This is a genomic window from Streptomyces sp. NPDC029152, from assembly GCF_055564355.1.
This window is the reverse complement of record NZ_JBVHWR010000004.1, coordinates 430,942-456,100: the sequence shown is the minus strand read 5'-3', so window position 1 is coordinate 456,100 and position 25,159 is coordinate 430,942. Positions and strand designations below refer to the sequence as shown.

The following is a 25,159-nucleotide window of genomic DNA, read 5'->3' as shown; positions in this document are numbered from 1 at the left end:
CCGGCCGGCGCTCCACCACGGCCCGCTCCGGCCTGCCCGGCTGCCGCCGAGCCCGCCGCCCGCGCCAGGCCCGCCCGGGCCCCGCGCCCCGGCGGAAGCCGCAGTCGCGCCCGCAGTCCGGCGCCGGTCGGCCGGGGCCCCGCCGGTCCGCGGCGCGGGGCCCGTCCGGGGGCGGCCGGTCCTGCCGCCGGTGTGACCCGCGCCGCGTCCTACGCGTCGACGCGTGCGTCCAGGTCCGACATGATCAGGTCGCCGACGACCGCGGAGGCGGCGCGGTAGCCGCCGCTCGCCGCGTGGACGACCTGCTCGGAGAAGCCCATCGCGTTGCCGGCGGTCCACACGCCCGGCACGGTGGTCCGGCCCGTCGGGTCGACCACGGGGTAGGCGCCGAACGGGGTCTCCCGGAGCTCGGCGCCCAGCCGCTCCATCAGGCCGGTCCGCGGCACGGGGCGCGGGGCGACGAAGAGCACCGAGCGGTCGTGGACGGAGCCGTCCGCCAGCCGGACGCCGGTGAGCCGGTCGTCCGCGACGCGCACTCCCGCGACCTCGCCGGGCACCACCTTCACCCCCGCCGCGGAGAGCCGGCGCAGGTCCTCGTCGGACAGCTCCTCCTCGGCGACGGTGTGCAGGAAGAGGGTCACGTCGTCCGACCACCCGGACACCATGAGCGCCTGGTGGACGCTGAGCGGACCGGCGGCGAGGACGCCGAACCGTTCGTCGCGGACCTCCCAGCCGTGGCAGAACGGGCAGTGCAGCACGTCCCGCCCGAAGCGCTCGGCGACCCCGGGGACGTCCGGCAGCTCGTCCTCCAGACCGGTGGTGACGATCAGCCGCCGGGCGCGCACGGTCCGTCCGCCCGCCAGCTCCACGGCGAAGTCCCCGTCCCGGGTCACGTCCACCGCGCGGTCCCGGACGAGCTCGACGCCGTAGCGCGCGACCTCCTCCCGGCCGAGGGCCAGGAACTCGGCGGGCGACATGCCGTCCCGGGTCAGGTACCCCTGCATGTGGTCCGAGGGGGCGTTGCGCGGCTCACCGGCGTCGACGACCAGGGCGCGCCGCCGCGCCCGGCCGAGGACGAGCGCGGCGGACAGCCCGGCCGCGCCGCCGCCGACGACGATCACGTCGTACTTCTCCGCGGGCTTCCCCGGTTCCTTCTCCGGCAGATCCTGCTTCTCGGTCATGGTGACCACCTCCACGTCAGAAGGTCGCCCCCACACCACCGGATCGACAAACGTATTTGCCGGTTCTGCAAGAATGGATCCATGACTGCAGACGACGTACTCGCGGGAGTCGGGCCGCGGCTGAGGCAGATCCGCAAGGAGCGCGAGGTCACCCTCGCCGCCCTGTCCGAGTCGACCGGCATCTCGGTCAGCACCCTGTCGCGGCTGGAGTCGGGGCTGCGCAAGCCGAGCCTCGAACTGCTGCTGCCGATCGCCCAGGCCCATCAGGTGGCGCTGGACGAGCTGGTCGGCGCCCCGCCGGTCGGCGACCCCCGGGTGCGCGCCCGGCCCATCGTGCGCCACGGCCGCACCCACTGGCCGCTCACCCGCCAGCCGGGCGGCCTCCAGGCGTTCAAGGTGCTGGAGCCGCAGCGGAAGGAGGAGCCGGACCCGCGGACCCACGAGGGGTACGAATGGCTCTACGTCCTCTCCGGCCGGCTCCGTCTGGTGCTCGGCGAGCACGACGTGGTGCTCGGCGCGGGGGAGGCGGCCGAGTTCGACACGCGGGTGCCGCACTGGTTCGGCTCGACGGGGGAGGGGCCGGTCGAGTTCCTCAGCCTGTTCGGCCCCCAGGGGGAGCGCATGCACGTGCGCGCACGCCCGGCCCGGCCGTGACGGACGACCTGCAGCCACCTGTTCCCTGATCGGCAAGCGACCGCTTAGTATGCGGAGGATCCGGACCGACAGTCGCGTGGAGGCCCCGCATGCAGGCATGGCAGGTGCACGAGAACGGCGAGCCGAGCGAGGTGATGCGTCCCGGTGACGTGCCGCCCCCGACGCCCGGCGACGGCCAGGTCCTGCTGAGGGTCCGGGCCGCGAACATCAACTTCCCGGACGCCCTGCTGTGCCGGGGCCAGTACCAGGTCAGGCCGCCCCTGCCGTTCACCCCCGGCGTGGAGGTCTGCGGCGAGACCGAGGACGGGCGCCGCGTGATCGCCAACCCGGTACTGCCGCACGGCGGCTTCGCCGAGTACGCCGTCGCGGACGCCCGCGCCCTGCTGCCCGCGCCGGACGCCCTCGACGACGCCGAGGCCGCCGCCCTGCACATCGGCTACCAGACGGGCTGGTTCGGCCTACACCGCCGGGCCCGCCTGGAGGCCGGCGAGACCCTGCTCGTCCACGCCGCCGCCGGAGGGGTCGGCAGCGCGGCCGTGCAGCTCGGCAAGGCCGCCGGGGCGCGGGTCATCGGTGTCGTCGGAGGCGCCGGGAAGGCCGCCGTCGCCCGCGAGCTGGGCTGCGACGTGGTGATCGACCGGCACGGCGAGGACGTCGTCGCCGCCGTGAAGGAGGCCACCGGCGGCCGGGGCGCCGACGTGATCTACGACCCCGTCGGCGGCGATGCCTACACCCAGTCCGCCAAGACCGTCGCCTTCGAGGGCCGGATCGTCGTCGTCGGCTTCGCGAGCGGCACCATCCCGAACCCGGCGCTCAACCACGCCCTGGTGAAGAACTACTCCGTCCTCGGCCTGCACTGGGGCCTGTACAACACCAAGAACCCCGAGCTGGTCCGGCACTGCCACGAGCGGCTCACCGAACTGGCCGCGCGGGGCGCCGTCAAGCCGCTGGTGAGCGAGCGGGTGCCCCTGGAGGGGGCCGCGGACGCCGTGCAGCGGGTGGCCGACGGGAAGACGACCGGCCGGGTGGCCGTCGTCCTGGAGAAGGGAGCCGGCGCATGACCGACGCCGACGAACTGCGCCGACGTACGCAGGAGCTGCTGGCCGCCCATCCACCGGCCGGCACCGGCCGCCTCGACTTCCTCCGGGCCCGCTTCGACGCCGGGCTCGCCTGGGTGCACTACCCCGAGGGCCTCGGCGGACTCGGTGCCCCGCGCTCCCTCCAGGCGGTCGTCGACGCCGAGCTGGCGGCCGCGGGCGCCCCCGACAACGACCCGCGGCGCATCGGCATCGGCCTCGGCATGGCCGCCCCGACGATCCTCCAGTACGGCACCGAGGAGCAGAAGCACCGGCTGCTGCGCCCGCTGTGGACGGGCGAGGAGGTCTGGTGCCAGCTGTTCAGCGAGCCGGGCGCCGGGTCCGACCTCGCAGCCCTCGGCACGCGGGCCGTCCGGGACGGGGAGGACTGGGTCGTCGACGGGCAGAAGGTGTGGACCTCCAGCGCCCATCTCGCCCGCTGGGCCATCCTCATCGCCCGCACCGACCCGGACGTGCCCAAGCACCGGGGCATCACCTACTTCCTCTGCGACATGACCGACCCCGGTGTGGAGGTCCGGCCGCTGCGCCAGATCACCGGCGAGGCCGAGTTCAACGAGGTCTTCCTCACCGGCGTCCGCATCCCCGACTCCATGCGCCTCGGCGAGGTCGGCGACGGCTGGCGGGTCGCGCAGACCACGCTGAACAACGAACGCGTCGCCATCGGAGGGACCCCGGTCCCCCGCGAGGGCGGCATGATCGGCAAGGTCGCCGGGACCTGGCGGGAACGCCCCGACCTGCGCACCCACGACCTGCACCAGCGGCTGCTCGGCCTGTGGGTCGAGGCCGAGGTGGCCCGGCTCACCGGCGTACGGCTGCGCCAGCAGCTGTCGGCCGGCCAGCCCGGCCCCGAGGGCGCCGGCATGAAGCTCAACTTCGCCCGCCTCAACCAGGAGATCAGCGGCCTCGAGGTCGAACTCCTCGGCGAGGAGGGGCTGCTGTACGACGACTGGACCATGCGCCGCCCCGAACTGGTGGACTTCACCGGCCGCGACGCCGGGTACCGCTACCTGCGCTCCAAGGGCAACAGCATCGAGGGCGGGACCAGCGAGGTCCTGCTGAACATCGTCGCCGAGCGCGTCCTCGGCCTGCCCGCCGAGCCGCGCACCGACAAGGACGTCGCCTGGAAGGACCTGGCCCGATGAGCGCACAGCCCGACCTGCTGTACTCGCAGGAGGAAGAGGCGCTGCGCGCCGCCGTCCGGGACCTGCTCACCGACCACTGCGACCCGGCGGACGTCATCGCGCGCACCGAGTCCGACGCGCCCCACGACCGCGCCCTGTGGAAGACGCTGGCCGAGGGCATGGGCCTCGCCGGACTCCTGGTGCCCGAGACGCACGGCGGTCAGGGCGCCACGCACCGGGAGGCCGCCGTCGTCCTGGAGGAGCTGGGCCGGTCCGTCGCGCCGGTGCCCTATCTGACCAGCGCGGTCGTCGCCACCGAGGCCCTGCTGGCCTGTGACGCCGGGGACCTGCTCGGCGAGCTGGCCTCCGGACGCCGGATCGGCGCCCTCGCCGTCGGCCTGCACACCGCGCCGGGCGCCGCCCACGCGACCGTACGGGCCGAGGGCGGGGCGCTGCACGGGGAGCTGACCGGCATCGCCGACGCCGTCGTGGCCGACGTCCTGCTCGTCCCGGCGGACGACGGCGCGCTGTACGCGGTGGACGCCGGCGCGGCGACCGTCACCCCGCGCACGTCCCTGGACCTGACCCGGCCCCTCGCCACGGTCACCCTCGACGGCGCGCCCGGACGCCGGCTCGGCGACGCCGGACCCGCCGTGCGGCGCGCCCTGCGGGCCGGGGCCGGACTGCTGGCCTCCGAGCAACTGGGCCTCGCCGACCGGCTGCTGGCCGACACGGTCCGCTACCTCAAGGAACGCAAGCAGTTCAACCGCCAGGTCGGCGGCTTCCAGGCGCTCAAGCACCGGCTCGCCCGGCTGTGGCTGGAGATCGCGGGGCTGCGCGCCGCCGCCCGCAACGCGGCCGACGCGCTGGCGACCGGTGCGGACGCCGACGTGGCCGTCGCCGTGGCCCAGGCGTACGCGGCCCAGGCCGCCGTCCACGTCGCCGAGGAGGCGCTGCAACTGCACGGCGGCATCGGGATGACCTGGGAGCACCCGGTCCACCTCTACCTGAAGCGGGCCAAGGCCGACTCGATCGCCCTCGGCACGGCGGGCGCCCACCGGGAGGCGCTGGCCGAGCCGGCCGACCTGCGCGCCCCCTGACGGGCCGTCCGGCAGGAGTGATGCCCGTCCCCCGGGGGCGGGCATTTCCCTGTGCGCCCCCGGGGGGACGCGCATCTCCCGCGCATCTCCGGCGAAGTGAACGAACGGCGTCCGTCCGGCCAACTCCCCGCACGCCTCTGCTCCTTGAGCGCCCGGGACCCCATACTCACAGGCGTCCCGTACGGCACCCCCAGGGAGGCAGAGCATGGCCCGCACCACCCGACGCAGAGCCCTCACCACCCTCGGCGCCGCCCTCGCGGGCGCGGTCGCCCCGCCCGCCGGCACCGCGCTGGCGGGCGAAGGCAGGCACGGGCCGCGTCCGTTGTGGCGTGCGCACGCCCACAACGACTACGAGCACCCCCGCCCCCTCCTCGACGCCCTCGACCACCGCTTCGGCAGCGTCGAGGCCGACGTCTACCTGGTCGGCGACCAGCTCCTCGTCGCCCACGACCCCAAGGACCTCGACCCGGCGCGCACCCTGGAGTCCCTCTACCTCGCCCCGCTCGCCGCCCGCGTCCGCGCCCACCACGGCCGGGTCCACCGGGGCGAGCGGCGCCCCCTGCAACTCCTCGTCGACATCAAGACCGAGGGAGCGTCGACGTACCTGGAACTCGACCGCCGCCTGCGCCGCCACAAGTACCTGTTCACCGCCTGCGCCCACGGCCGGGTCCGCCCCGGCGCGGTCACCGTGGTGGTCTCCGGCGACCGCGCCGCCCGCGCTCCCATGGCCGCCCAGAGCGCGCGCCTGGCCTTCTACGACGGCCGCCTCGCCGACCTCGGCACCTCCGCCCCGGCCTCCTTCGTGCCGCTGATCAGCGACAACTGGTCGCTCCACTTCACCTGGCAGGGCGTCGGCGCCTTCCCCGAGGCCGAGCGGAGCAAGCTGCGGGACATCGTCGGCGCGGCGCACGGACGCGGGCAGCGGGTGCGCTTCTGGGCCACCCCCGACCTGCCGGGCCCCGCCCGGGACGCGGTGTGGGGCGAACTGCTCGCCGCGGGCGTCGACCACCTCAACACCGACGACCTCGCGGGGCTCGAGGCCTTCCTCGACGCCCGCCGAGGCGCGTAGACACCGCCGGGACACCACACGTTCGGAGGACAGGTCAGCCGCCCGGAGGAACCCTCCGTTACGCCACACTTGCGGCCGAACGCCGCGAAGTGGACGTGGCGGAGGAGGTTGACGATGGCCATTTCCATCTCTGTGGTGTTGCTGCTGACGATCCTGGCGGTGCTCTTCCTGCGCAACGGAGGACTGAAGATCTCGCACGCGCTGGTCTGTCTGCTGCTCGGTTTCTACCTGGCCGGCACGAGCATCGCCCCGACCATCAACAGCGGTCTCATGGCCACGGCGGACATCGTCGGCAGCCTCAGACCGTGACGGAGGGCCGGGGCGGCGCCCGGGGGCGGGGAGGCCGCTAGACGTCGAGGACGCGGGAGCGGATGAGGAAGCGCACCCCCTCGGGCGCCTCCAGCGAGAAGCCGCTGCCCCGTCCCTCGACGACGTCGACGATCAGCCGGGTGTGGCTCCACGCCGCGAACTGGCTGCGGGACATCCAGAACGCCACCGGCTCCTCGACGCCCTCCACGGCCAGCTCCGCGAGCAGGACGTCCGCGGCGCCGGTGCGGAACTCGCCGGCCGGGTAGCACATGGGGGCGCTGCCGTCGCAGCACCCGCCGGACTGGTGGAACATCAGGGGCCCGTGCGCCGCGCGCAGGCGCCGCAGCAGGCCGGCCGCCGAGGCGGTGAGCTCGACGCGCGGGATCTCCTCGTATGTGTCGCCCATGCCGCGCATGTCAGCACGGGCGAGGTTGCGAGTGCGTTGCGGAGGCCCGGCGCCCGCGACCCGAAAACCTCTTTTGACATACCTATACAGTCATACTTACCCTGGCCGGGTGACCGACTCCAGCACCCCCCGCCGGGACATCGACCGCGTGGCCAGTGGCCTCGCGGCATGCCTTCCCGCGCTGCACCGGGCGCTGGACCGGCAGGTCGGCGCGCAGTACCCGCACCCCAAGCCCCCCGAGGGCCGGCTCGCCCTGCTGCGGTTCGTCGCGCAGCACGAGGGCGCGACGGTGCGTGAGGCCGCCGAGGCCCTGCTGATGAAGCCGAACAACGTGAGCGCCCTCGTCTCCCAGCTCACCGAGCGGGGCGACCTCGAGCGCCGGCAGGACGGCGCCGACAAGCGGATCGCCCACCTCCACCTGACGGCCACGGCCCGTGAGCGGGTCGCCGAGGTGCGGGACCTGGAGACCGCCTTCATCCGCCAGGCCCTGGCCTCCCTCACCGAGGGCGAGCAGGCTGCGCTCGGCTCGGCCCTGGGCGCCCTCGAAGCGCTGACCCGGCACCTCCACCCCGCCGCCCGCTGACCGGGCGGGGCCCGGGCGTTCCCGCCGGCCGCCGGCACACCGTCGTGTCCGCGGCCGGCCCGCCGTCGTCCCGCGGACCGCCCCGCCCCTCCTGCGCACCACCCCGAACCTGGAAGAGAAGGCTCACCCATGCCGTCCACGTCCGTGGATCACCCCACCACGCCCGCGGCCGAGACCGCCCCGCCGGCGGCCGGCCGCCGGCCGCGGTCCAACCCCTGGCTGACCCTGCTGGCGGTCGCGTTCGGACTGTTCATGGTCCAGCTCGACGGCTCCGTCGTCGCCATCGCCAACCCCGAGATCGGCAGGGACCTGCACGCGTCGACCGCCCAGTTGCAGTGGGTCACCAACGCCTACCTGCTCGCGCTCGCCGCCACCCTCATCCTGGGCGGCAAGCTCGGCGACCGCTTCGGCCGGCGCACCTACTACCTCGCCGGCGTCGCCGGCTTCACCCTCGCCTCGGTCGCCATCGGCCTGTCCGGATCGATCGAGGGCGTCGTCGCCTTCCGCGCCCTCCAGGGCGTCTTCGGCGGACTGCTGATGCCCAACACCCTCGGACTGCTCCGCAGCGCGTTCCCGCCGAAGAGGTTCGGCATGGCCGTGGGCATCTGGGCCATGGTCTCCGCCGTCGCGACGGCCCTCGGACCCATCGTCGGCGGCCTCCTCGTGGAGCACGTCGACTGGGAGTCCGTCTTCTACGTCAACGCCCCCATCGGCATCGGCGCCATCGCCTTCGGCCTCCTCGTCCTGCCGCAGAGCCGCAACACCGCCGGACGGGAACGCTTCGACATCCCCGGCCTCGTCCTGCTCGCCCTCGGCCTGCTGGCCGTGGTCTTCGGCGTCGTCAAGGGCGAGACCTGGGGCTGGACCTCCGCCGGCACGCTCGGTGCCGTCGCCGCCGGGCTCGTCCTGCTGATCGTGTTCGGCTGGTACGAGACCCGCACCGAGCACCCGTTGCTGCCGATGCGCCTGTTCCGCAGCCGCGCGCTGACGACGGGCGCGGTCATCACCGCGCTGAACTTCTTCGTCATGCTCGGCGTGATCTTCTTCGTCATGCTGTACCTGCAGAACGTGCGCGGGTTCACGCCGGTCGAGGCGGGCGTGCGGACGCTCCCGCTCAGCCTCGCCTCGCTGGTCGCCTCGCCCCTGGGCGCGGCCCTCACCCAGCGCTTCGGCGCCCGGCTGACCATGCCGCTGGGCATGCTGCTCCAGGCCGCGTCCTGCTTCGGCATGCTCACCTGGCGGACCGACTCCTCCTACGCCACGATGTGGCCGCCGTTCATCGCGCTCGGCCTCGGCGTCGGCATGGTGATGGCCGCCTCCTCCGACGCCATCGTCGGCAACGCTCCCGTCCAGGACGGCGGTGTGGCCGGCGGCCTGCAGGCCACGACCCTGCAGATCGGTGGCGCGCTCGGTACGTCCGTGCTGGTCTCCCTGATCAGCGGCAGGGTCGGCGCCACCCTCACCGGGGAGCTGACCGGCGCGGGCGTGCCCCCGGCCGTGGCCCACGGGCTGCTGGAGGCCGAGGACGCGGTGGCGATGGGCGTGGCACCCGTCTCGGACGACATGCCGGCCGGGCTGCGGGCCGCCGTGGTGGAGGGCAGCGGACAGGCGTTCATGAACGGCGTCCACGCGGCCGTGATCGTCACCGGCGTGCTCTGCGTCCTCGGCGCGGCCGTCGCCGCCGTCGGCATCCGGCGCACCGCCGCGTGGCCGGCGGACCACTGAACCCCGCGCGGCGGCGCCCCTTCGGCCGGGGCACCGCCGCCGGCGTGTCTCAGAGGTCCCCGGCCGCCGATCGGGGGAGCACCGTGACGCGGCGGAAGTTGCACCCCGAGGGCGGGTCCGCGGCGGACGGCGTCTGATGGGCCTTCAGGGCGATGCTCACCAGGCTCAGCAGCAGGTCGACGTCCGTGTCGCAGTCCAGGTGCACGGTCACCCAGCGGGAGCCGGGGACGAGGTGTATGGCGCTGGAGCCGCCGAGGTCGTACCGGAAACGCTGGATGGCCCGATGGGTCAGGTGGAGGTCCACGTCCCGGTCGGAGTGGAAGTGGACGATCTCGTCACGGACGGAGCGCAGTGCCCGTCCGGTTCCGCAACTGGCCGGACCCCTGGTGAGGTCGGGCCAGGCGTGCAGCCGCTCGAAGGCGCGCTGGGCCAGAGTCATGCCCCCATCGTCGCCGGATCACCGCGCCGCAACCAGGGGTTGAGCGAATCGTCACCGGCATGTGAGGTCGGTGGGCGCGACGGGAGCCCGGGGGGGCGGGCGCCGCGCGGCGCCCGCCCCCCGGCCGTACTACGGCGCCACGCAGCCGATCGTTCCCACCGGGAAGTCGTTGCCCGTGGAGGTGGCGGTGAAGCCGAAGGTCACGCTGCCGTCCGGCGGGACGACGCGGTTGTGGTCCACGTTGCGGACCGTGACCGTGCCGTCGCCACCGCTCGAGACGGAGCCGTTCCACACGCCGCCCAGCGTGGTTCCCGACCCGGGCCGCCACCGCACGGCCCAGCCGTTCAGCGGCTGCGTCCCGTGGTTCATCACCTCGACGGAGCCCTGGAAGCCGCCGTTCCAGGAGTTCACCACGGAGTAGACGGCCATGCAGTCACCGGAGTGCGTGGGCGGCGGCGTGGTCGGGGTCGACGTGGTCGGGGTCGGGGCCGGGGTGGTCGGCGTGGGGGTCGGCGTGCCGCCCGAGCCGCGGATGCCGGTCACCTCGCCGTTGCCGCCGTCGAAGACGACGTCGGAGCAGGAGAAGAAGTTCTCCTGACTGTCCGAACGCACCCACTGGATGAAGATCAGCGCATCACCCGAACGGCCCGAGGGCAGCGCCAGGTCCCAGTAGTAGTGGCCTCCCGAGGCGCCGGGCGAGCCCTGCTGGGGCGGGTCGGTCACCGTCTGGATCAGCTGGAGGTCGTCCCAGCCCAGCTCGGACGTGGGCGACCACCCCGGCTTGGTCAGATAGACCCGGAAGGCGCCCGGGTGGGCCGCCCAGTTGCTGTACCGCACCTTCATCGTCGCGCCCGACGTCAGGTGCGTCCGGGGCCAGTCCGCGCGGGCGGCGTTGTAGGCGGAGAAGTCGTACGGGGAACGGTCGCCGGCGCTGCACAGCGTGCCGTCCGGCACGTAACCGGCGCCGCGCCCGCCCGCGCGGGAGTCGAGCACGGCGAACCAGTTGTACAGCGCCGTCGCCCCGCTTTGGGCGAGCGCGTCCCGGCACGCCGGGTTGGTCGGGTCCAGGGCGCCGGTGCCGGTGACGGCGTCCAGTTGGCACAGGTACGTGCGCGAGCCGGGCATCATCGCCACGCCGTGCGCCTCGGCCCGCTCCTGCCCGAGGAGGACGGTCACGCCGAGCGCGCCGAGCAGGGTGGCCAGTACCGCCGCCAGGGACAGATATCTGCTGCGTCGAACCATGGGGGGGGCTCCTGTTTCGCTCGGTGGATGCTGCTGATGATCCGCACATGGCAACCAGGAGGTGTGTGCCGTGTGCTGGAGCCCCCGCCCGGCCGGGGGAGGAATTCGACCGGACGGGCGGGGGAGTGGGGGGATGAGGGAAGCGGAGGAACGGGGCCGCGCGGCCGGCGGCCGCGGTGTGCTGCGTTACGCGGTCGCGCAGGCGGTGCCGTTGAGGCGGAAGGAGTCCGGCGCGGAGAACGAGCCGCCGTAGGTCCCCTGGAAGCCGAACGTCAGGCTGCCGCCCGGCGCGATCCGGGCGTTGTGGGCCAGGCCGCTCGCCGTGACCGCACCCGCGGACGGGGTCACGGAGGCGTTCCAGGAGTTCGTGACGCGTTGCCCGGAGGGCAGCGCGAAGGCGAGCCGCCAGCCGTCGACGGGGGAGGCGGCGGTGTTGGTGACGGTGACGTTCGCGGTGAAGCCGCCCGGCCAGACGCTCGTGGCGTACGCGACCTCGCACGCCGCCGGGCCGCCCGGGTCGCCGGGCCCGCCGGGGGTGCCGTCCGTGTCGACGGCCGACGAGAAGGAGGTCACTGCCAGGCCGGCGCCGCCCTGCCAGGGCTCGAAGCCCGCCTGGACGCTCGTCAGGTACCAGTCGCCCGCGGCGAGTCCGCGCGAGATCGCCTGCCGGGCGAAGTCCATGACGTCGAAGCTCCAGCTGTCGATCGCCGAAGGGGCGACGAAGGACAGTACGTCGTTGGAGCCGTTGTTGCCCGACCACACCTCCCAGGAGCGGCCCGCCACGGTGGCCGTGCCCACCCGGGAGCCCACCGGCTGGACCGGACCCGTGTGGTGGAACCAGACCATGATCTCGGTCCGGTTCACGCCGTCGGTCCGGGGCGTCGGGTCGAGCCAGATGTCGTAGGCGGCGTCGTAGACCGCGTTGGCGGCATAGCCGAAGGACACGCTGGTGGGCGCCTCGGCGATGTCGCTCAGCCGGGCCGGAAGGCGCGTGCCCGGCGCGCAGACGGTGTAGTGGCAGCCGTCGAAGACGGACGGGTACGACTTCGGGGCGCCGTTGGTGGGTACGGAGCCGTCGGCCCGGTCGACCCGGAACCCCGAGTCGGTGACGGTGATGCACTGCTCCGCGCTGGTGCCCCAGCGGTTGTTCTGGACGACGTAGCGGCCCTGGATCGTCGCCGTGCCGAACGCCTCGCAGATCGCGGTGTCCGCCTGGGCCGGCGTCGCCGCGGTGACGAGTGACGCCACCAGGGCGAAAGGCGCGAGCAACGCGCCCAGGAGGCCCCGTAAGGGGCGGGTGTGGTGCCGTGACGGTCGCATGTGGGGGCCTCTCTCGGGGAGGGCGTGGGGGAAAGGGAGAGCCGGGGTGGGAGCGCCCCCGTCTCCCCACGGATGGGAGCGCTCCCACCTACCGGTGTGCTGAGGACTGTAGAAGTCACTCATGTCCCTGACAAGACTCTGTGCGTCGACGGTGTCGAACGAATCTCGAAGCACCAGGTCAGGAGGTTTCCCACCGACCCGGGTCCACTCCCCACGCGGCGGCGCACAGGGCGCGGTCGAGCTCCTCCGCGCAGACGGCGGCGGCGAGCCAGGCGCGGGCGAAGCGGCCGGTGTCCGCCGGGAGGAGCCGGCCGAAGGGGTCCCGGGCGCGGTCCGCGGCGGCGGCGTGCAGCTCGTCGAGGAGTTCGCCCGCGGTGACCAGGCCGTTCCGGCGCAGTCGCGGGCCGTCCGCGTCCCGGCCGCCGGGGAACGCCAGCACGCGGCGCCCGCCGGAGACGGCCTGGTGGACCCGGCGGCGCAGCAGGTGCACCGGGGCCTCGTCGGTGTCGGGCGCGGGCACGGCGGCCGGCGTCACGGGCGCGGGCAGATCCGCGCGGCGGAGCCGGTCCAGGCCCAGGTCGACCCGGATGCCGGGGTCGGTGGGGTGGCTGACGGCCAGGAGCAGCGCGCGGGGGAACGGGGCCGGCGTGAGACGGGCGACGACCCGCAGGCGGCACCCCCGGGCGGACGCCAGGAGGCGGAGGTTGTCGCGGTGGGGCAGCGCGGGGTCGTCGTGGGCGGCGGCGAGACGCAGCGTCAGTCCGGCGCAGTCGGCGATCAGGCACTCGCCCGCCGCCTCGCGCACCGTGCCGGTGAGCGTGACGTCCAGGAACAGCAGGTCCTGGTCGGTCGTCAGCGCACGGGAGACCTGCTCGGCCACCGGGACCGCCCACAGGCGGTCGAGCGGCTCGGCGTGCCACGCGGCACCGGACGCGCGGACCGCCCGGACGCCCGCCCCCGCACCCAGGCGTCCCGTCGGGGAGACGGTCGCGCCGGACACGACGAGTCCGGCGCGCGAGAGTTCACGGTGGGTCAGGGTCGTGTCGCCGATGCGTACGCCGCGGTCGGCGGCGCCCGTGGCCCGGCCGGCGCCGCCCGGCGCGACGTCCGGGACGGTGTGGAGCCTGCCCGAGGCGTCGGCGGTCCAGGTGACGGCGCCCGCGTATCCGGTTGCCGTGAGCACGGGCTCGGAGAACAGCCCGTACAGCCGCAGCGAACCCTTCGGAACGTACGGCTGCCGGACGCTGCCGCGCAACGCGGAGAGTTCCCGCCCGCAGGCGGCGGGGAGGCGGTGGGCCAGCCGCAGGACGTCGCGGAGCGCGGCGGCGAGGTCGGCGAGGCGGTAGGCGGCGTCGGCGCTCCGGGCGGCCCGCAACGCCGTGACGACGGAGACCGCGCGGCCCGCCGCCCGGGGGAGCCCCGCGAGCCGCGCGGTGTGTGCCGCGTGCAGCAACTCGGCCTGGACCACGGCCCCGGCGCCGTCCGTACCGGCCTCCAGCACCGCGGCGGCGGCGCTCCACAGGTCCGCCGCGGCGGCGCGCTGCTCGGGGGTGGCCGTGTCGGAGGCCGGGGCGGGTGCTGTCGGCGGGGGATTCGTGTCCGAGGGGGCCGCGGGGCCGTCGTCCGGCCGTCGTGCCGGGTCCGTGCCCGTGGTCCGGGACGGGCCGTCGGCCGCAGGCCGGGCCGGGACCGTGACCGGTGGGTCTGCCGGGCCGGCGGCCGGTGGACGCGCCGGGTCCGGGTCCGTGGCCGGAGGGGCCGCCGGGTCGGTGGCCGCCGGCCGCGTCGGGTCCGAGTCTGTTGGGCCTGCCGGGCCGGCGGCCGGCGGCGGGGCCGGGTCGGCGACGGGTGCGGCCGAGGCCGCGGCGGCGCGGTGCAGGCAGCCGGGCGCGAGCAGGCAACCGCAGCGGATCGCCTCCGCGCTGGTCACCACGCCACCGGGGGCGTGCAGTTCGAGGTCGGTGTCGTCGTCCACGGCGATGCGCACCACGTCGCCCTCGCGGACCGCCGGCCGTCCCGCCACCTTGGTGACGCCCGCGTCCAGCCGCTTGCGGAGCCGGGGCGTCAGCGCCGCGACGAGTTCGGCGGTCACCGCCGGTTCGACCGGCGGGAGCTGCGGGTTCATGCGATCTTCTCCCCTACCCAGCGGGCGAGTTCGAGCGGACTGAGCGCGGCGACCGGCATGCCCGCCGCGACGAGTTGCCCCGCGACGCCGGTGGAGTACCGGGGCCGCCCCGCGTCGTCGAGGCTCGCGCACCCCAGGACGTGGCAGCCCGCCCCGGCCAGGGCACGGACCTCGGCGAGCAGGCCGCCCACGGGATAGCCCTCCTCGAAGTCGCTGACGACCACGACGAGGGTGCGCGAGGGCACGGTGACGAGCTCGCGGGCGTGCCGCAGGCCCGCGGCGATGTGGGTGCCGCCGCCCACGCTGACCTCGAGCAGCAGGGACAGCGGGTCGTCGACGTGGTCCGTGAGGTCGACGACCTTCGTGGAGAACGCCAGGAAGTGCGTGGACAGGGTGGGCACCCCCGCCAGCACCGAGGCCGTGAGCGCGGACCAGACGGTGGACGCCTCCATGGACCCCGACACGTCCGTCACCAGGATCAGCCGCCAGTCGGCGGCGCGCCGGGCGCGGGTGCGGAAGACGGGGTGCTCGGGGACGACCCGGACGGTGCCGTCCGGGCCGCGGCGCGCGGAGGCCAGGTTGGCCCGCAGCGTACGGGCCAGGTCCAGGCCGCCGCCCGGCCGGCGGCTCGGGCGGGGCAGGACCGTGCCGTGCAGCGCGGGACGCAGCCGGGTGGCCAGCTGCCGGGTCAGCGCGTCGACCAGACTCCGCACGAGGGGCCGGAGCGCGGCCAGACGTGACTCGGGCAGGCCGCCCGCGTGCCGGAGCACGGTCCGCAGCAGGTCGACCGAGGGCCGGGCGCTGTCCGGGTGGAGCTCGGCCAGTACGTCCGGCCGGCCCGAGGCGGCCGCGGCCGCCAGCACCTCCTCGCGGATGCCCGGACCGAACAGCGCCGCCAGGTCCTGGGACCACTCCCGCACGCCGGGGTAGGGGGCCTCCCGGCCGCCGCCACGGCCGGGGCCGGTCAGGTCGCCCCGGCTGCCCTCGCCCCGTCCGCTGCCGTACAGCTCGTCCAGTGCCGTGGCCAGTGCGGCCGCCGACGGGGGCAGCCGGTCGGTCCGGCGGCCCAGCACGAGCCGCCAGCGGTCGGCGGGGGCCGGCCGGCGTTCCCCGGCGGCGACGGACGGCGCGTCCCCGTGCGCGGCGGCGGGCCCGGGTGTTCCGGCCTCGCCGGCCGGCGGCGGGGGCAGCAGACCGAGGGCGCCGAGGGTGGCGCGGGCCGCGAGGTCCGCGCCGGTCCACCGGGCGAGGGCGACGGGATCCACGGTGCCGGTGTCGGCCAGGTGACCGACCGCCAGCCGCTCCTCGACGGTCGACAGGAGCCGGTCGCGGGCGGCCGGGCTGAGGGCGTCGAAACCGCCGCGCAGAGCGGGCAGGCGGTCGAGGAAGTCCCGGTCGGGCAGCTCGGACACCCGGTTCAGGAGCGGCTCCAGCGCCGGGGCGGCCGATTCCAGCAACGGGCCGGCGGCCGTCAGCAGCCCGGTCAGCCGCGCGGTGAGCGCCGCCCGGGACGCGGGGTCGTTCGCCGTGTCGACCCACGCGGCGACCCGCTCGCCGAGCACCTGCGCGTCCTCGTGCCCGAGGAGCACCCGGACGGCTCCCGCGGCACCGCGCATCAGGGGCGAGCCGTCCTCGGCCAGCCGGGCCAGGGCGTCGGTCAGCCGGACGCCGCCGAGGAGGTCCGCCCGGTGGGCGAGCTCCAGCAGGGCGTGCGCGTCCGCCGGGTCCTCCGTGCCGGCCAGGCCGTCCACCTGGCGCACCGCCGCGGCGGTGAGCAGCTCGGCCACGGCGGCGGCCCGGGCGGTACGGTCCTCGTCGGCGCCGAGTCCGGCGAAGTGCCCCGCCCGCAACCGGTCCAGCAGGCCCAGACCGGTCAGCAGCTCGGACAGTGCCGCGGCGCCGGGCAGCACCTCGGCGGCCTCCGCCAGCCGCGCGTCCGCCGGCTCCGGCAGACCGCACTCCGCCGCCTGCCGCAGTCCCTCCAGCGTCTGTGCGGGCGTGGGCCCTCCCTCGTCCCGCTCGGCCCGCCACCGCTCCCGCAGCACCCCTTCGGCGGCCTGGGCGGGCGTGACACCGCGGACGCCGGCCGCGGACAGCATGGCCTCGGTGGCCGGTGTCCAGCGCACCTCCCACCGGGTGGTCAGCGCCTCGGCGCCCCCCGCGCCGACGACCTCCCGCGGCTCCGCGTACGGCACCCCGCACACCGTCAGCCGGCGCAGCAGCAGGTCGCGCCGGCGGTCGAGGCCGGAGCGCTGGGGGTCGAGGCGCAGATCCCGGGCCTTCGAGCCGCCGGGCCCGTCGGCCGCGGGGCCCGGCAGTCCGAGGGCGGACAGCTCCGCCTCCACGGCCGGGGCGAGGCCGCTGCGCGGTGCGCCCGGGGCGGGGCGGCCGCCGCGCGTCCCGACGAGCACCTGTTCCATCGCCCGGGCGACGGCCCGTCCCCTGCCGTACGGCTCACCCTGCGCGAGCACCGTCTGCACCGCCTCGACCAGTTCCCCCCGGCCCGCCGCCGGCAGCCCCCGCAGCCGTGCGAGGTCCGAGGCGAACCGGGTGATCTCCCGTGCGTCGGCGGGTCCCGACGGATGACCGAGGGCGCGCAGCCGCGCGCACACCCGCACGGCCGTCCCGGTCAGTGCCTCCTCCAGCGCGACCGGATCGCCCGCCGCGTCCAGGACCAGGTGCTGCCACTCCGGGTCCCGGATGCCGGCCGGATAGCCCGACCGCTCGTCCAGGAGCGCGTAGGTGTACGGGACGAGCGAGGTCGTCCACACCGGCCGTCCGGCACCGGCACCGGCACCGGCACCGGCCCCGGTCGCGCGTGCGGTCCCCGCGTCCGCACCGGCCCCCTCGTCCCCTTTCCCGGCTTCCCCTGCGGGGAACGCCAGCGCCGGGGCGTGGAAGGCGCCGACGACCACGGCGGCCCGCTCCCCGTGCGCGGTGGCGGCGGCCAGCCGGTCCCGCATCCACTGCTCGCGGCGCAGGTCCACCTCGGGCACCCCGCCCGAGGCGGCCGCCTCCTCGCGCAGCGCCCATCCGGTCAGCAGCGCGGCCCGCCGCAGTGCCTCGGGCGCCGAGCCGGGGGCCGACGCCTCGACGAGACGGTCCCAGAGGTCCTCGCCGGGGCGGCCGGTCAGCCGGGCCCGCAGCGCGCGGGTGAGATCGCGCCCGCCGGCGTCCGGCGCGGAGCCCCGGCCGCCGCTCCACGCCCGGTCGGCCAGCGGCAGGTCGCACGCGACGACCGGGATCCCGTGCCGGACCGCCCAGCGCACGGCGACGAGTTCGGGGGAGAAGTCGGCGAAGGGATAGAACGCCGGCCCCCCGCCCCCCTCGGTGGGCGCCGCGGCCAGCGCGACCGGCGCCCGCGTCTCCTCGTGGCCGAGCCAGGGCAGCCACTCCTGCATCTCGGCGGGGAGCTCGACCAGCAGGACGTCCGGAGCCGCCCCGTCTAGCAGCGCGGGCACGGCCGCGGCCAGGGACGGCGCGTGATGCCGTACGCCGATGAGGTAGGGCGCCGCCGGATCGGTGAGGGCGTCGGCCGCCTCGCCGGGCGGGAGGGACGGTACGGGGGAGGAGGACGGGGAGAGGGACACGGCCGTCAGGCCTCCAGGACCGTGCGCAGGTCCCACAGGGTGCGCCAGGTGGCCGAACCCTGCTCCGCCCGGCGCCGCACCGGACCGTCCCAGTAGCCCCGCAGCCGGGCCGCGTCGGCGGGATCGTCCTTGCGCACGACACCGAGCAGATGCCCGGGCAGCAGCCCCAGCACGTCGCGGTCGCCGGGGAAGTAGGCCGCGGCCAGCCCGAGCGCACCCGCCACGGACACGGCTTCCGCGGTGCTCATCACGGTGGACGGCCGCTCGACCTCCCAGCCCTCGGCCGACCGCCCCTCGCGCAGGTCGCGGAACGCGGTGACCAGAGCCTCCAGCACGGCGTCGTCGACCCGGAAGGGCGCCCCCGCCCGCTCGACCGAGGTCCGCGCCTGGCTGCGCACCAGCGCCGTCTCCGCGTCGAGATCGGGGATGGGGCCGACCGTCTCGAAGTTGAAGCGGCGCTTGAGCGCGGCGGACATCTCGGAGACGCCCTTGTCGCGCAGGTTGGCGGTGGCGATGAGGTTGAACCCCGGTGCCGCGTGGGCCAGGGCGTCGTCGGTGCTCGCGAGCTCGGGCACGGCGATGCGCCGCTCGGAGAGCAGGGAGACCAGGGAGTCCTGCACCTCCGGCAGACAGCGGGTGACCTCCTCCACCCGGGCGATGCCGCCGCGGGCCATCGCGGTCAGGACGGGCGAGGGCACGAGCGCCCGCCGGCTGGGTCCCTGGGCCAGCAGCAGCGAGTAGTTCCAGCCGTACTTCAGCTGGTCCTCGGTCGTGCCGGCCGTGCCCTGCACGACCAGGCCGCTGGTGCCGCACACGGCGGCGGACAACAGCTCGGACAGCATGGACTTGGCGGTGCCCGGCTCGCCCACGAGCAGCAGGCCGCGCTCCCCGGCGAGGGTGACGACACACCGCTCGACCAGCGCCCGGTCGCCGACGAACTTGCCCTCCACCGTCAGCCGGCGCGGCACCCCCTCGGGCACCTCGGCGTCGTCGGGCAGGCGCAGCGCCCGGCCGTCGCTGCCCATGACGAAGGTGACGACGGCCCGCGGCGTGAGCCGCCAGGCGGGCGGGCGCGGTCCCGCGTCGTACGCGGCGAGGAAGGCCAGTTCGGTGGCGTACCGGTCCTCGGGCGGCACGATCTGGCGGGCGGTGTCGGGGGGCGGGGCGGTGGTCATCGACGGGTCTTCCAGGGGGCTCGGGGCGGTGGTCATCGGCGGCGGCCCTTCCGTGCGGGCCGGGTGACGAGTTCCTCGTAGGCGGGCGCGTCGCCGGAGCGGACGCGGTCCCAGGCCCGGGCGAACAGCTCGGGCACCGGCAGCGCCGGCACGGCCCGCAGTCCTTCGCGCACCGGGTACAGACCCTCCTTCCACGTCTCCACCGGCAGCGCGGGGGCCCTGAGGTCGAGCCAGCCGCAGGGCAGGAACAGCGAGCGCCCGGCACGAGACCGCTTGGCCTCCACGACCAGGTCCGTCGCGGCGAGTTCGGCGCGGGCCTTCTTCAGACGGGCGGGCTTCCAGCCGGTCCAGCGGGCCACGTTGCGGTCCGTCGGATCGGGCAGGGCGAGCAGCTGGAGGTAGAGCGCCGTGGCGTCCTCGCCCAGGCCGAGCGCCGCGGCGGCCTCGGCGACCACCTCGGGCGCGCCGACCAGCGGGTCCTGGGCGTAGCCGACGGGCCCTCCGGGGTCCCGGCCGGCGGCGAGGGCCCGGGCCGGCTCGTCGTCGAGGAGGGTCCGCAGCGCCCGCAGGCCCGTCCCGCGGGCGGGGCCCACGAGTCCTTCGAGCAGTCCGAGGACGGCGTCGTCCGGGCCGGTGAGGCCGGCCGGGCGGATCAGGACCGTCTCCGCGTCGCCGTGCCAGGGGCGCAGCGCGAGCGCCTCCCCGACCCAGGTCGTGCCGTCCTCGTCGGCGCCGCCGGCGGCGGGCAGCCCGTACGCCTTGCGCAGCTCGCCGGCGGTGTACCCGCCCTTCTCGGTCCATCCGACGTTCAGGTCGAGCAGCAGCGCGGGATCGGTCATGCGGCGCCGCAGCGCGGCCAGGCCGTCCGGCAGGGCGGCGCGCAGGTGATGGCCGTGGGGCAGGGCGTAGGCGAGGGAGGTGAGGGCGGCGACGGCGCCGGTCAGGTGGTGGCTTCCGGGCAGCGCGGCGGGGTCCTCCGCGACCAGCCGGCCCTCCTTGTCCGGCCGCTGCACGGTCGTGCGGCTGATCCACGCGGTGCGCGACGGGTTGAGCACGGCCTCGGCGTATCCGGTCGGCAGCCCGTCGAGGCAGGCGGCCATGTCCTCGGGCACGCGGACCAGGGAACCGAGGCGCTCGGCCCACACCCGGCCCGCCGCCCGGACGTCGGGTCCGGACGTCCACAGCTCGGCGGGGTCCTCGGGCAGCAGGGCGCCGATGAGCGCCACCCGGTCCTCCTGCGTGAGCGAGCTCAGCATGCCTCTGCCCGCGTCGAACCGACGCGGCTTCAGGCCGGTCACGGCCAGCGCGTCGGCGCCGGCGTTCGCCGGGTGTCCCGCCAGCAGCACCGCGGCCTGGAGGGGGCCCACGGCCCCGCCCGTCGCCTCGGCGAGCGCGGCGGGCGCCCCGGCCTGCCAGGGGGCGGCGTCCTTCTCCCGGACCAGCCGGGCGACGGCGGTGAGCTCGTCGGCCGTGAGTGCCGGGGAGTACCGGGTCTCCCGCTCCAGGGCGAAGTGGGCGACGGCCCCGAACCGGCCCGTCGGATCGTGGTCGAGGGCGAGCCAGTGGACACGGCCGCGGGCGTAGTCGGTGCTCTGGCAGCCGAGGACGACGACGGTACGGCCGTCGCGGCGCATCACCTGCCCGACGCGCTGCCGGTTGTCGCGGGGCTCGCTCAGCACGACCTCGCGCAGGGCGTTCCCGAAGGTGGTGAGGGGGCCCTCGGCGAGCGCTTCGAACAGCAGCAGCAGGGCTTCGCGTTCGGCGGCGGGCAGGGTCGGCGCGGCGGCGCGGTAGGCGAGCGGGCGCAGCGCGGCCAGCAGCGGCGGCCAGACCAGGCCGATGCCGGGGACCGTGTGCTCCTCGCTGCGCCACCCGTCGCCGAGGGCGGCGAGGCGGGCGTGGTCGGGCAGCTTCCTGCCGTCGGCGGGCCTCCCCGACAGCACGTGGTTCACCGCGCGGATCTGACGGAGCGTGTGCCACTGGTCCCTGCCGCCGTAGCCTCCCCACAGCCCGGTCAGGCCGGAGGTGGCCTCGCGCAGGATCTCGTCGGTGCCGTGCTCGGGGCGGTGGTCGGCGAACATGCCCTCGAGCAGCCGGCGGTCCGGCTTCGGCTTCTCCACGGGCGGCGCCGTGAACGCGGTGGCCTGGTCGGCGACCTGGAGCGCCGTCCGCACCAGGCCCGCCACGCCGGCCAGCATCCGCTCGTCGGTGAGGTCGGGCAGCGACCGGGACACGGCGCGGCGCACGACGTCGTCGGCGCTCGGCACGACGGGCCTGCCGTCGGCTCCGACCGCCGTACCGGAGCCTCCCGGGCCACCGGTGCCCCGGGCGCCGGCCGTGCCGCCGGCCGACCCGGCGGGGCCGTTCGCCGCCCCGCCGGCGCGGGCGGCCGCGGCCACCCGCGCCTCGCGTTCGGCCAGCGCCCGTGCCGCCGCCCGCAGCACCTCGGCCGCACGCTCGTCGGTGAGGGACCGCAGGACGGCCGACGCGGCCTCGTCCCGGGGACGCAGCGCGTGCCAGAAGGCCACCGGCGGCACGAACGGCGTGCCCGCGGCGAACGTGCCGCCCCGTTCGTTCGGCGTGACGTGGCCGAGCTCGCCGCCGGCGGTGGGGTCGTCCGGCGCGAACAGGAAGATCCGCCGGTGCGTCCGGGCCACGACCGGTCCGGCGCCCCCGGGCAGCCGCAGCGCGCCGAGCGGCACGGCGCGCGCCCCGCGCCGCGACGTGTGCAGCGTGACGGTGCGCCCGTCGGGCGTACCGGTGGTGGTGCGCAGTTCCTCGCCCTCGTCCTCGGCCCGCACCCAACGGCCGACGACGGTCCCGTCGGTGCCGAACGGGGTTCCCTCCAGGCCGGGTTGCAGGGGCAGCGTCTCGCACTCGTCCTGCAGTAGCGTCGCGCCGTCCCGGATGCCGGAGCGCAGGAAGGCGGGCAGGGAGGCGCGTCCGTGGGTGCCCGTCTCCGGGTCGTACTCCAGCCACACCCGCTGCCGTCCCTGCCGGCCCTGGCGCCACAGCAGGGTGCCGTCGCCGATGACGGGCCGGCCGGCGGGCAGGACGGTGTCACCGGCGTGCAGGGTGCGGCCGCCGGTGGCCCGGCCGCCGCCGGGCAGCGGGACCGACGGGGCGCCGGTGCTGTCGCCGTGCCACCTGTGGACCACCTGCTCACCGGTGAGCGTGATCACCTCGGCCGGCCGGGCGGACCAGTAGCCGCGCTGCTTGCCCTCGTGCCACCACATCACCAGCAGTTCGCCGTCGGTGTAGCGGAACTGCGGGCGTTCCCAGCGCCCCAGATCGACCGGTATCCGCAGTTCGTGTTCGAGCACGATGCCGTCCGGCCCCACGACGAGCACCTTGTTCCCGCGGCTCAGGATCAGACAGGGCCAGGCCTCGTTCACGGTCAGCGCGTTGTCGCGGTCCTTGCGTATCTCGGCGTCGAGCAGCCGCAGCGCCTCGTCGAGCGCGGGCCAGCCCAGCTCGTCCAGGATGCCGGCCCGCAGGGTGCGCCCGAGCAGGGGAGCCGTCGCGTGCCCCGCGACCCGGGCGACGGCCTCGGGAGCGACGCGCGGAGCCACGGCACGGAAGGGGCTCAGCCGGTTCAGCGCGGCGCGGGCCCCGGGCAGGCCCGTCGCACCGGTGAGTTCACCGACCGCGCCGTCCAGCCACTCGCGCAGCACGTCGCCGAGGACGGGGTGCGCGGCGAGGTGTTCCAGCGCCCGGGACCCGTTCCGGTCGCCGCCCACCGAGCCGACGGCGTGCAGCAGCAGGGGACGCAGCCGCGGGTCCGCCGCGGCGGCGGCCAGGTCCCGTCGTCCGGGCCGGTCGGAGAGCGCCCAGTCGTTCAGCCGCATATGGACCTCGGTGCCGGGGTCCGGGAGGGCCAGGGGGATGTCCTCGGCGGCGCACAGGTCGAGCAGGTCGACGTCGACGCCCGTGTGCCGGCGCCCGGTGAACAGGTCGACGGGCCGTTCGCCGGCGCGCAGTCGTGACGCCATCCGGGCGACGAGGTCCAAGGTGGCCGGGGAGCGTTCGGCGACCGTGCCGCCGTGCTTGCGGTGGGCGGCCCAGCGGCTCAGCCAGTCGGCCGCGTCCACGCTCCCGGCCGCGTCGGCGCCGTCCGCCCCGTCACCACCGGCCTCGCCGGTGAGCAGCCGGTCGGCGCCGCACTCGCTCAGCAGCTCCAGCCAGAACTCGTCGGCCTCGGTCGTGCGGTCCAGCCCGGCCGGCATGATCTCCAGCAGCCGGGCCCGCACCGTCGGCCGCTGTCCGGCGAGGGCGGCCAGGGTGGCCCGGTAGGCGGTCCAGAAGGAGGCGGGCGCCCGTACGGCGGCGGGCGAGGCGATCAGGTCGGCGACGAGGGCGCACTCGGCCTCGGCCCGGGGCAGACCCGCGGCCTTGACGAGGGTGCGCGCGTCCTGCGGCAGCGACGCGTACGGCGGCATGCCCGCCGCGCAGCGCTCGACGGTCAACTGCCGGAACTGGTCCCACGCGTGAGCGCCGTCGAGCCGCGCGGCGAGGTCCTTCACGTGCTGCTTGAGCGCCTTGACCGTCAGGGCCCCGGCGAAGGCGAACTCCAGGAAGACGGCCCGCTGCCGCTCCTCGTCGACGGCGAGCGCGTGCACCCGCTCGGCGTCGCGGGCCTTGCCGAAGAAGGCGGCGGCGTAGGTGGTGTTGTCGTGCCGGAGGAAGACGCGGGCGGCCTGCTCGTAGAAGGTGGGCAGGAAGTGCGGCACGGCCCGGCCGAGCCGTTCGCCGAGTTCCTCGAAGCCCTCCTTGGCGGTGCCGGGACGGGACTTGGCCTGTCGGGCGAGCCGCTCGACGTCCTTGACGAGGGCCAGGGCGTGGTGCCCGTTCGCCGGGTCGTTGACCAGGGCCCAGGCCGGGAAACCGAGGGTCTCCCGCCGCACCTGCCCGACCTCGGGCGTCTCCGTCTCCCTGGCCAGCCCGAGGAAGTCCAGCGCGAGGTCCTCGGCGTCGCCGAGGGTGCCCGGCACGAGCCGGACGACGCTGCGGTCGTCGAGGGCGGGGTGCGTGTAGGTGCGGACGGTGAGGGTGTCGGCGTCCTCGCGGCCGGTGCTCCCCGACGGCAGGATCGCGCCGGCCTCCAGCAGGGCGGCGGCGGTGGCGTCGTCGTACACGGCGCCGGCGGTGTTCGTCCCGTGCGTGCTGTTCATGCCGCCCGCTCCTCGTCCTCGACGTCGCGCCCGGCGTACAGCGCCGCGGCCATGCGCATGCCCTCCGACCAGGCCACGGGCCCGATCCGGCCGAGCTTCAGCACCTGCCCGGCGGTGTCGGTCCACACCAGGGGGCCGGTCTCCGTCTCCTCGTAGCCCTCGTAGTCGCCGACCCAGACCCGGGCCTCGACACCGAGCCCCTCCTCGCGCACGGAGCAGACGGCGTACCCGCCGCGCACGCGGTAGCCGAGCTGGGTGACCCGGCCGTGCAGGAAGCGCAGTTCCCTGAACGCGCCGCCCGCGTACTCCTCGACGGAAGCGGCCTCGGCGTCGAGTCCGGCGGGCCGGTGCCACACCTCGCGGAAGAGCTGCTGGGCCCGCTGTTCGACGCCGAGTTCGACGGCGAACTCCCGCAGCTCCTCCAGGTCCTCCAGGAGCACCGGGTGCGGGAGGCGGACGAGGGCGGGGGCGATGCGCACGGTGTCGCCGTCGAGGTCGACGAGGCCGAGCCCGCGCTCGGGGTCGGCGTCCCGCAGGAACCCGGCGACCTCGCCGCCCGCCCCGGTGACCACGAGGTCGCGCAGGGCGGACCGCCAGGCGGGGTCGGGCCAGACCCGGGTGAGGACGTCGAGGGGGACGGGCAGCGACCGCACCATCCACCGCTCCACGTCGGTCAGGCACTGGCGTTCGTGCCGCTCCAGCCACTCGGCGAGCTGTCGCAGCCCGACCACGGCCGGGTCGTCCGAGAGCTTGGCGGGCACCGACTTCAGCCGTCGCCCGGCCGCGTTGCGGCACACCACCTTCCCGTCGTCCAGGGCGACCTCGTAGTCCCCGGCCGTCACCCACCCCATA

At 75.9% G+C, this 25,159-nt stretch carries 18 protein-coding genes; 8 read left to right on the top strand and 10 right to left on the bottom strand.

Features of this window, described 5'->3' with window-relative positions:
- Positions 1-209: 209 nt before the first annotated feature.
- Positions 210-1,181: an NAD(P)/FAD-dependent oxidoreductase gene (locus ACZ4V6_RS11515; protein ID WP_467825271.1), complete on the bottom strand. Its 972-nt coding sequence runs from the start codon at positions 1,179-1,181 to the stop codon at positions 210-212.
- An 81-nt stretch (positions 1,182-1,262) separates the two neighbouring features.
- On the opposite strand from ACZ4V6_RS11515, the gene ACZ4V6_RS11510 reads away from it, so the two are divergent.
- The 6 genes from ACZ4V6_RS11510 to ACZ4V6_RS11485 all read left to right on the top strand — a co-directional run bounded on the left by ACZ4V6_RS11510 (position 1,263) and on the right by ACZ4V6_RS11485 (position 6,531).
- Entirely contained in the window at positions 1,263-1,835 is a 573-nt protein-coding gene (locus ACZ4V6_RS11510; protein ID WP_189231231.1) for a helix-turn-helix domain-containing protein, read from the top strand.
- 89 nt (positions 1,836-1,924) lie between these two features.
- Positions 1,925-2,896, top strand: coding sequence for an NADPH:quinone oxidoreductase family protein (locus ACZ4V6_RS11505; RefSeq protein WP_467825268.1), 972 nt, complete (start codon positions 1,925-1,927; stop codon positions 2,894-2,896).
- Entirely contained in the window at positions 2,893-4,074 is a 1,182-nt protein-coding gene (locus ACZ4V6_RS11500) for an acyl-CoA dehydrogenase family protein (RefSeq protein ID WP_467825266.1), read from the top strand. Before ACZ4V6_RS11505 ends, ACZ4V6_RS11500 begins: the two co-directional genes overlap by 4 nt.
- Positions 4,071-5,153 carry an acyl-CoA dehydrogenase family protein gene (locus ACZ4V6_RS11495; RefSeq protein ID WP_467825264.1) on the top strand — a complete coding sequence of 361 codons (1,083 nt, stop codon included), beginning with the start codon at positions 4,071-4,073 and terminating at the stop codon, positions 5,151-5,153. Before ACZ4V6_RS11500 ends, ACZ4V6_RS11495 begins: the two co-directional genes overlap by 4 nt.
- A gap of 205 nt (positions 5,154-5,358) precedes the next feature.
- On the top strand, positions 5,359-6,222 hold the full coding sequence (locus ACZ4V6_RS11490; RefSeq protein ID WP_467825261.1) for a phosphatidylinositol-specific phospholipase C/glycerophosphodiester phosphodiesterase family protein: 864 nt from the start codon (positions 5,359-5,361) through the stop codon (positions 6,220-6,222).
- A 114-nt stretch (positions 6,223-6,336) separates the two neighbouring features.
- Positions 6,337-6,531, top strand: a complete 195-nt coding sequence (locus ACZ4V6_RS11485) for a hypothetical protein (RefSeq protein ID WP_077799818.1) — start codon at positions 6,337-6,339, stop codon at positions 6,529-6,531.
- A 37-nt stretch (positions 6,532-6,568) separates the two neighbouring features.
- Here the strand turns inward: ACZ4V6_RS11485 and ACZ4V6_RS11480 are convergent, their stop codons facing one another.
- The gene (locus ACZ4V6_RS11480) at positions 6,569-6,937 is read right to left on the bottom strand and encodes a DUF779 domain-containing protein (protein WP_467825258.1); all 369 of its coding nucleotides are present in this window, start codon (positions 6,935-6,937) and stop codon (positions 6,569-6,571) included.
- Between the two features lie 109 nt (positions 6,938-7,046).
- On the opposite strand from ACZ4V6_RS11480, the gene ACZ4V6_RS11475 reads away from it, so the two are divergent.
- Positions 7,047-7,520, top strand: a complete 474-nt coding sequence (locus ACZ4V6_RS11475; RefSeq protein WP_467825255.1) for a MarR family winged helix-turn-helix transcriptional regulator — start codon at positions 7,047-7,049, stop codon at positions 7,518-7,520.
- A 129-nt stretch (positions 7,521-7,649) separates the two neighbouring features.
- Positions 7,650-9,245 (top strand): MFS transporter, encoded by a 1,596-nt coding sequence (locus ACZ4V6_RS11470; protein WP_467825253.1) that lies wholly within the window; start codon positions 7,650-7,652, stop codon positions 9,243-9,245.
- A 49-nt stretch (positions 9,246-9,294) separates the two neighbouring features.
- Here the strand turns inward: ACZ4V6_RS11470 and ACZ4V6_RS11465 are convergent, their stop codons facing one another.
- The 8 genes from ACZ4V6_RS11465 to ACZ4V6_RS11430 form a co-directional block, all read right to left on the bottom strand.
- Positions 9,295-9,684 carry a luciferase domain-containing protein gene (locus tag ACZ4V6_RS11465; protein ID WP_467825251.1) on the bottom strand — a complete coding sequence of 130 codons (390 nt, stop codon included), beginning with the start codon at positions 9,682-9,684 and terminating at the stop codon, positions 9,295-9,297.
- 129 nt (positions 9,685-9,813) lie between these two features.
- The gene (locus ACZ4V6_RS11460) at positions 9,814-10,926 is read right to left on the bottom strand and encodes a lytic polysaccharide monooxygenase (protein ID WP_467825249.1); all 1,113 of its coding nucleotides are present in this window, start codon (positions 10,924-10,926) and stop codon (positions 9,814-9,816) included.
- Between the two features lie 186 nt (positions 10,927-11,112).
- The gene (locus tag ACZ4V6_RS11455) at positions 11,113-12,246 is read right to left on the bottom strand and encodes a glycoside hydrolase family 12 protein (RefSeq protein ID WP_467825246.1); all 1,134 of its coding nucleotides are present in this window, start codon (positions 12,244-12,246) and stop codon (positions 11,113-11,115) included.
- 178 nt (positions 12,247-12,424) lie between these two features.
- Positions 12,425-14,371, bottom strand: a complete 1,947-nt coding sequence (locus ACZ4V6_RS11450) for a hypothetical protein (protein WP_467825243.1) — start codon at positions 14,369-14,371, stop codon at positions 12,425-12,427.
- Positions 14,368-17,961, bottom strand: coding sequence for a vWA domain-containing protein (locus tag ACZ4V6_RS11445; RefSeq protein WP_467825241.1), 3,594 nt, complete (start codon positions 17,959-17,961; stop codon positions 14,368-14,370). The genes ACZ4V6_RS11450 and ACZ4V6_RS11445 overlap by 4 nt, the downstream gene beginning before the upstream one ends.
- Positions 17,962-17,966: 5 nt before the next feature.
- Positions 17,967-19,136: an ATP-binding protein gene (locus ACZ4V6_RS11440; protein ID WP_467825638.1), complete on the bottom strand. Its 1,170-nt coding sequence runs from the start codon at positions 19,134-19,136 to the stop codon at positions 17,967-17,969.
- A 32-nt stretch (positions 19,137-19,168) separates the two neighbouring features.
- Positions 19,169-24,307, bottom strand: a complete 5,139-nt coding sequence (locus ACZ4V6_RS11435; protein WP_467825239.1) for a hypothetical protein — start codon at positions 24,305-24,307, stop codon at positions 19,169-19,171.
- Positions 24,304-25,158 carry a DUF4132 domain-containing protein gene (locus ACZ4V6_RS11430; RefSeq protein ID WP_467825236.1) on the bottom strand — a complete coding sequence of 285 codons (855 nt, stop codon included), beginning with the start codon at positions 25,156-25,158 and terminating at the stop codon, positions 24,304-24,306. The genes ACZ4V6_RS11435 and ACZ4V6_RS11430 overlap by 4 nt, the downstream gene beginning before the upstream one ends.
- Position 25,159: the final 1 nt, after the last annotated feature.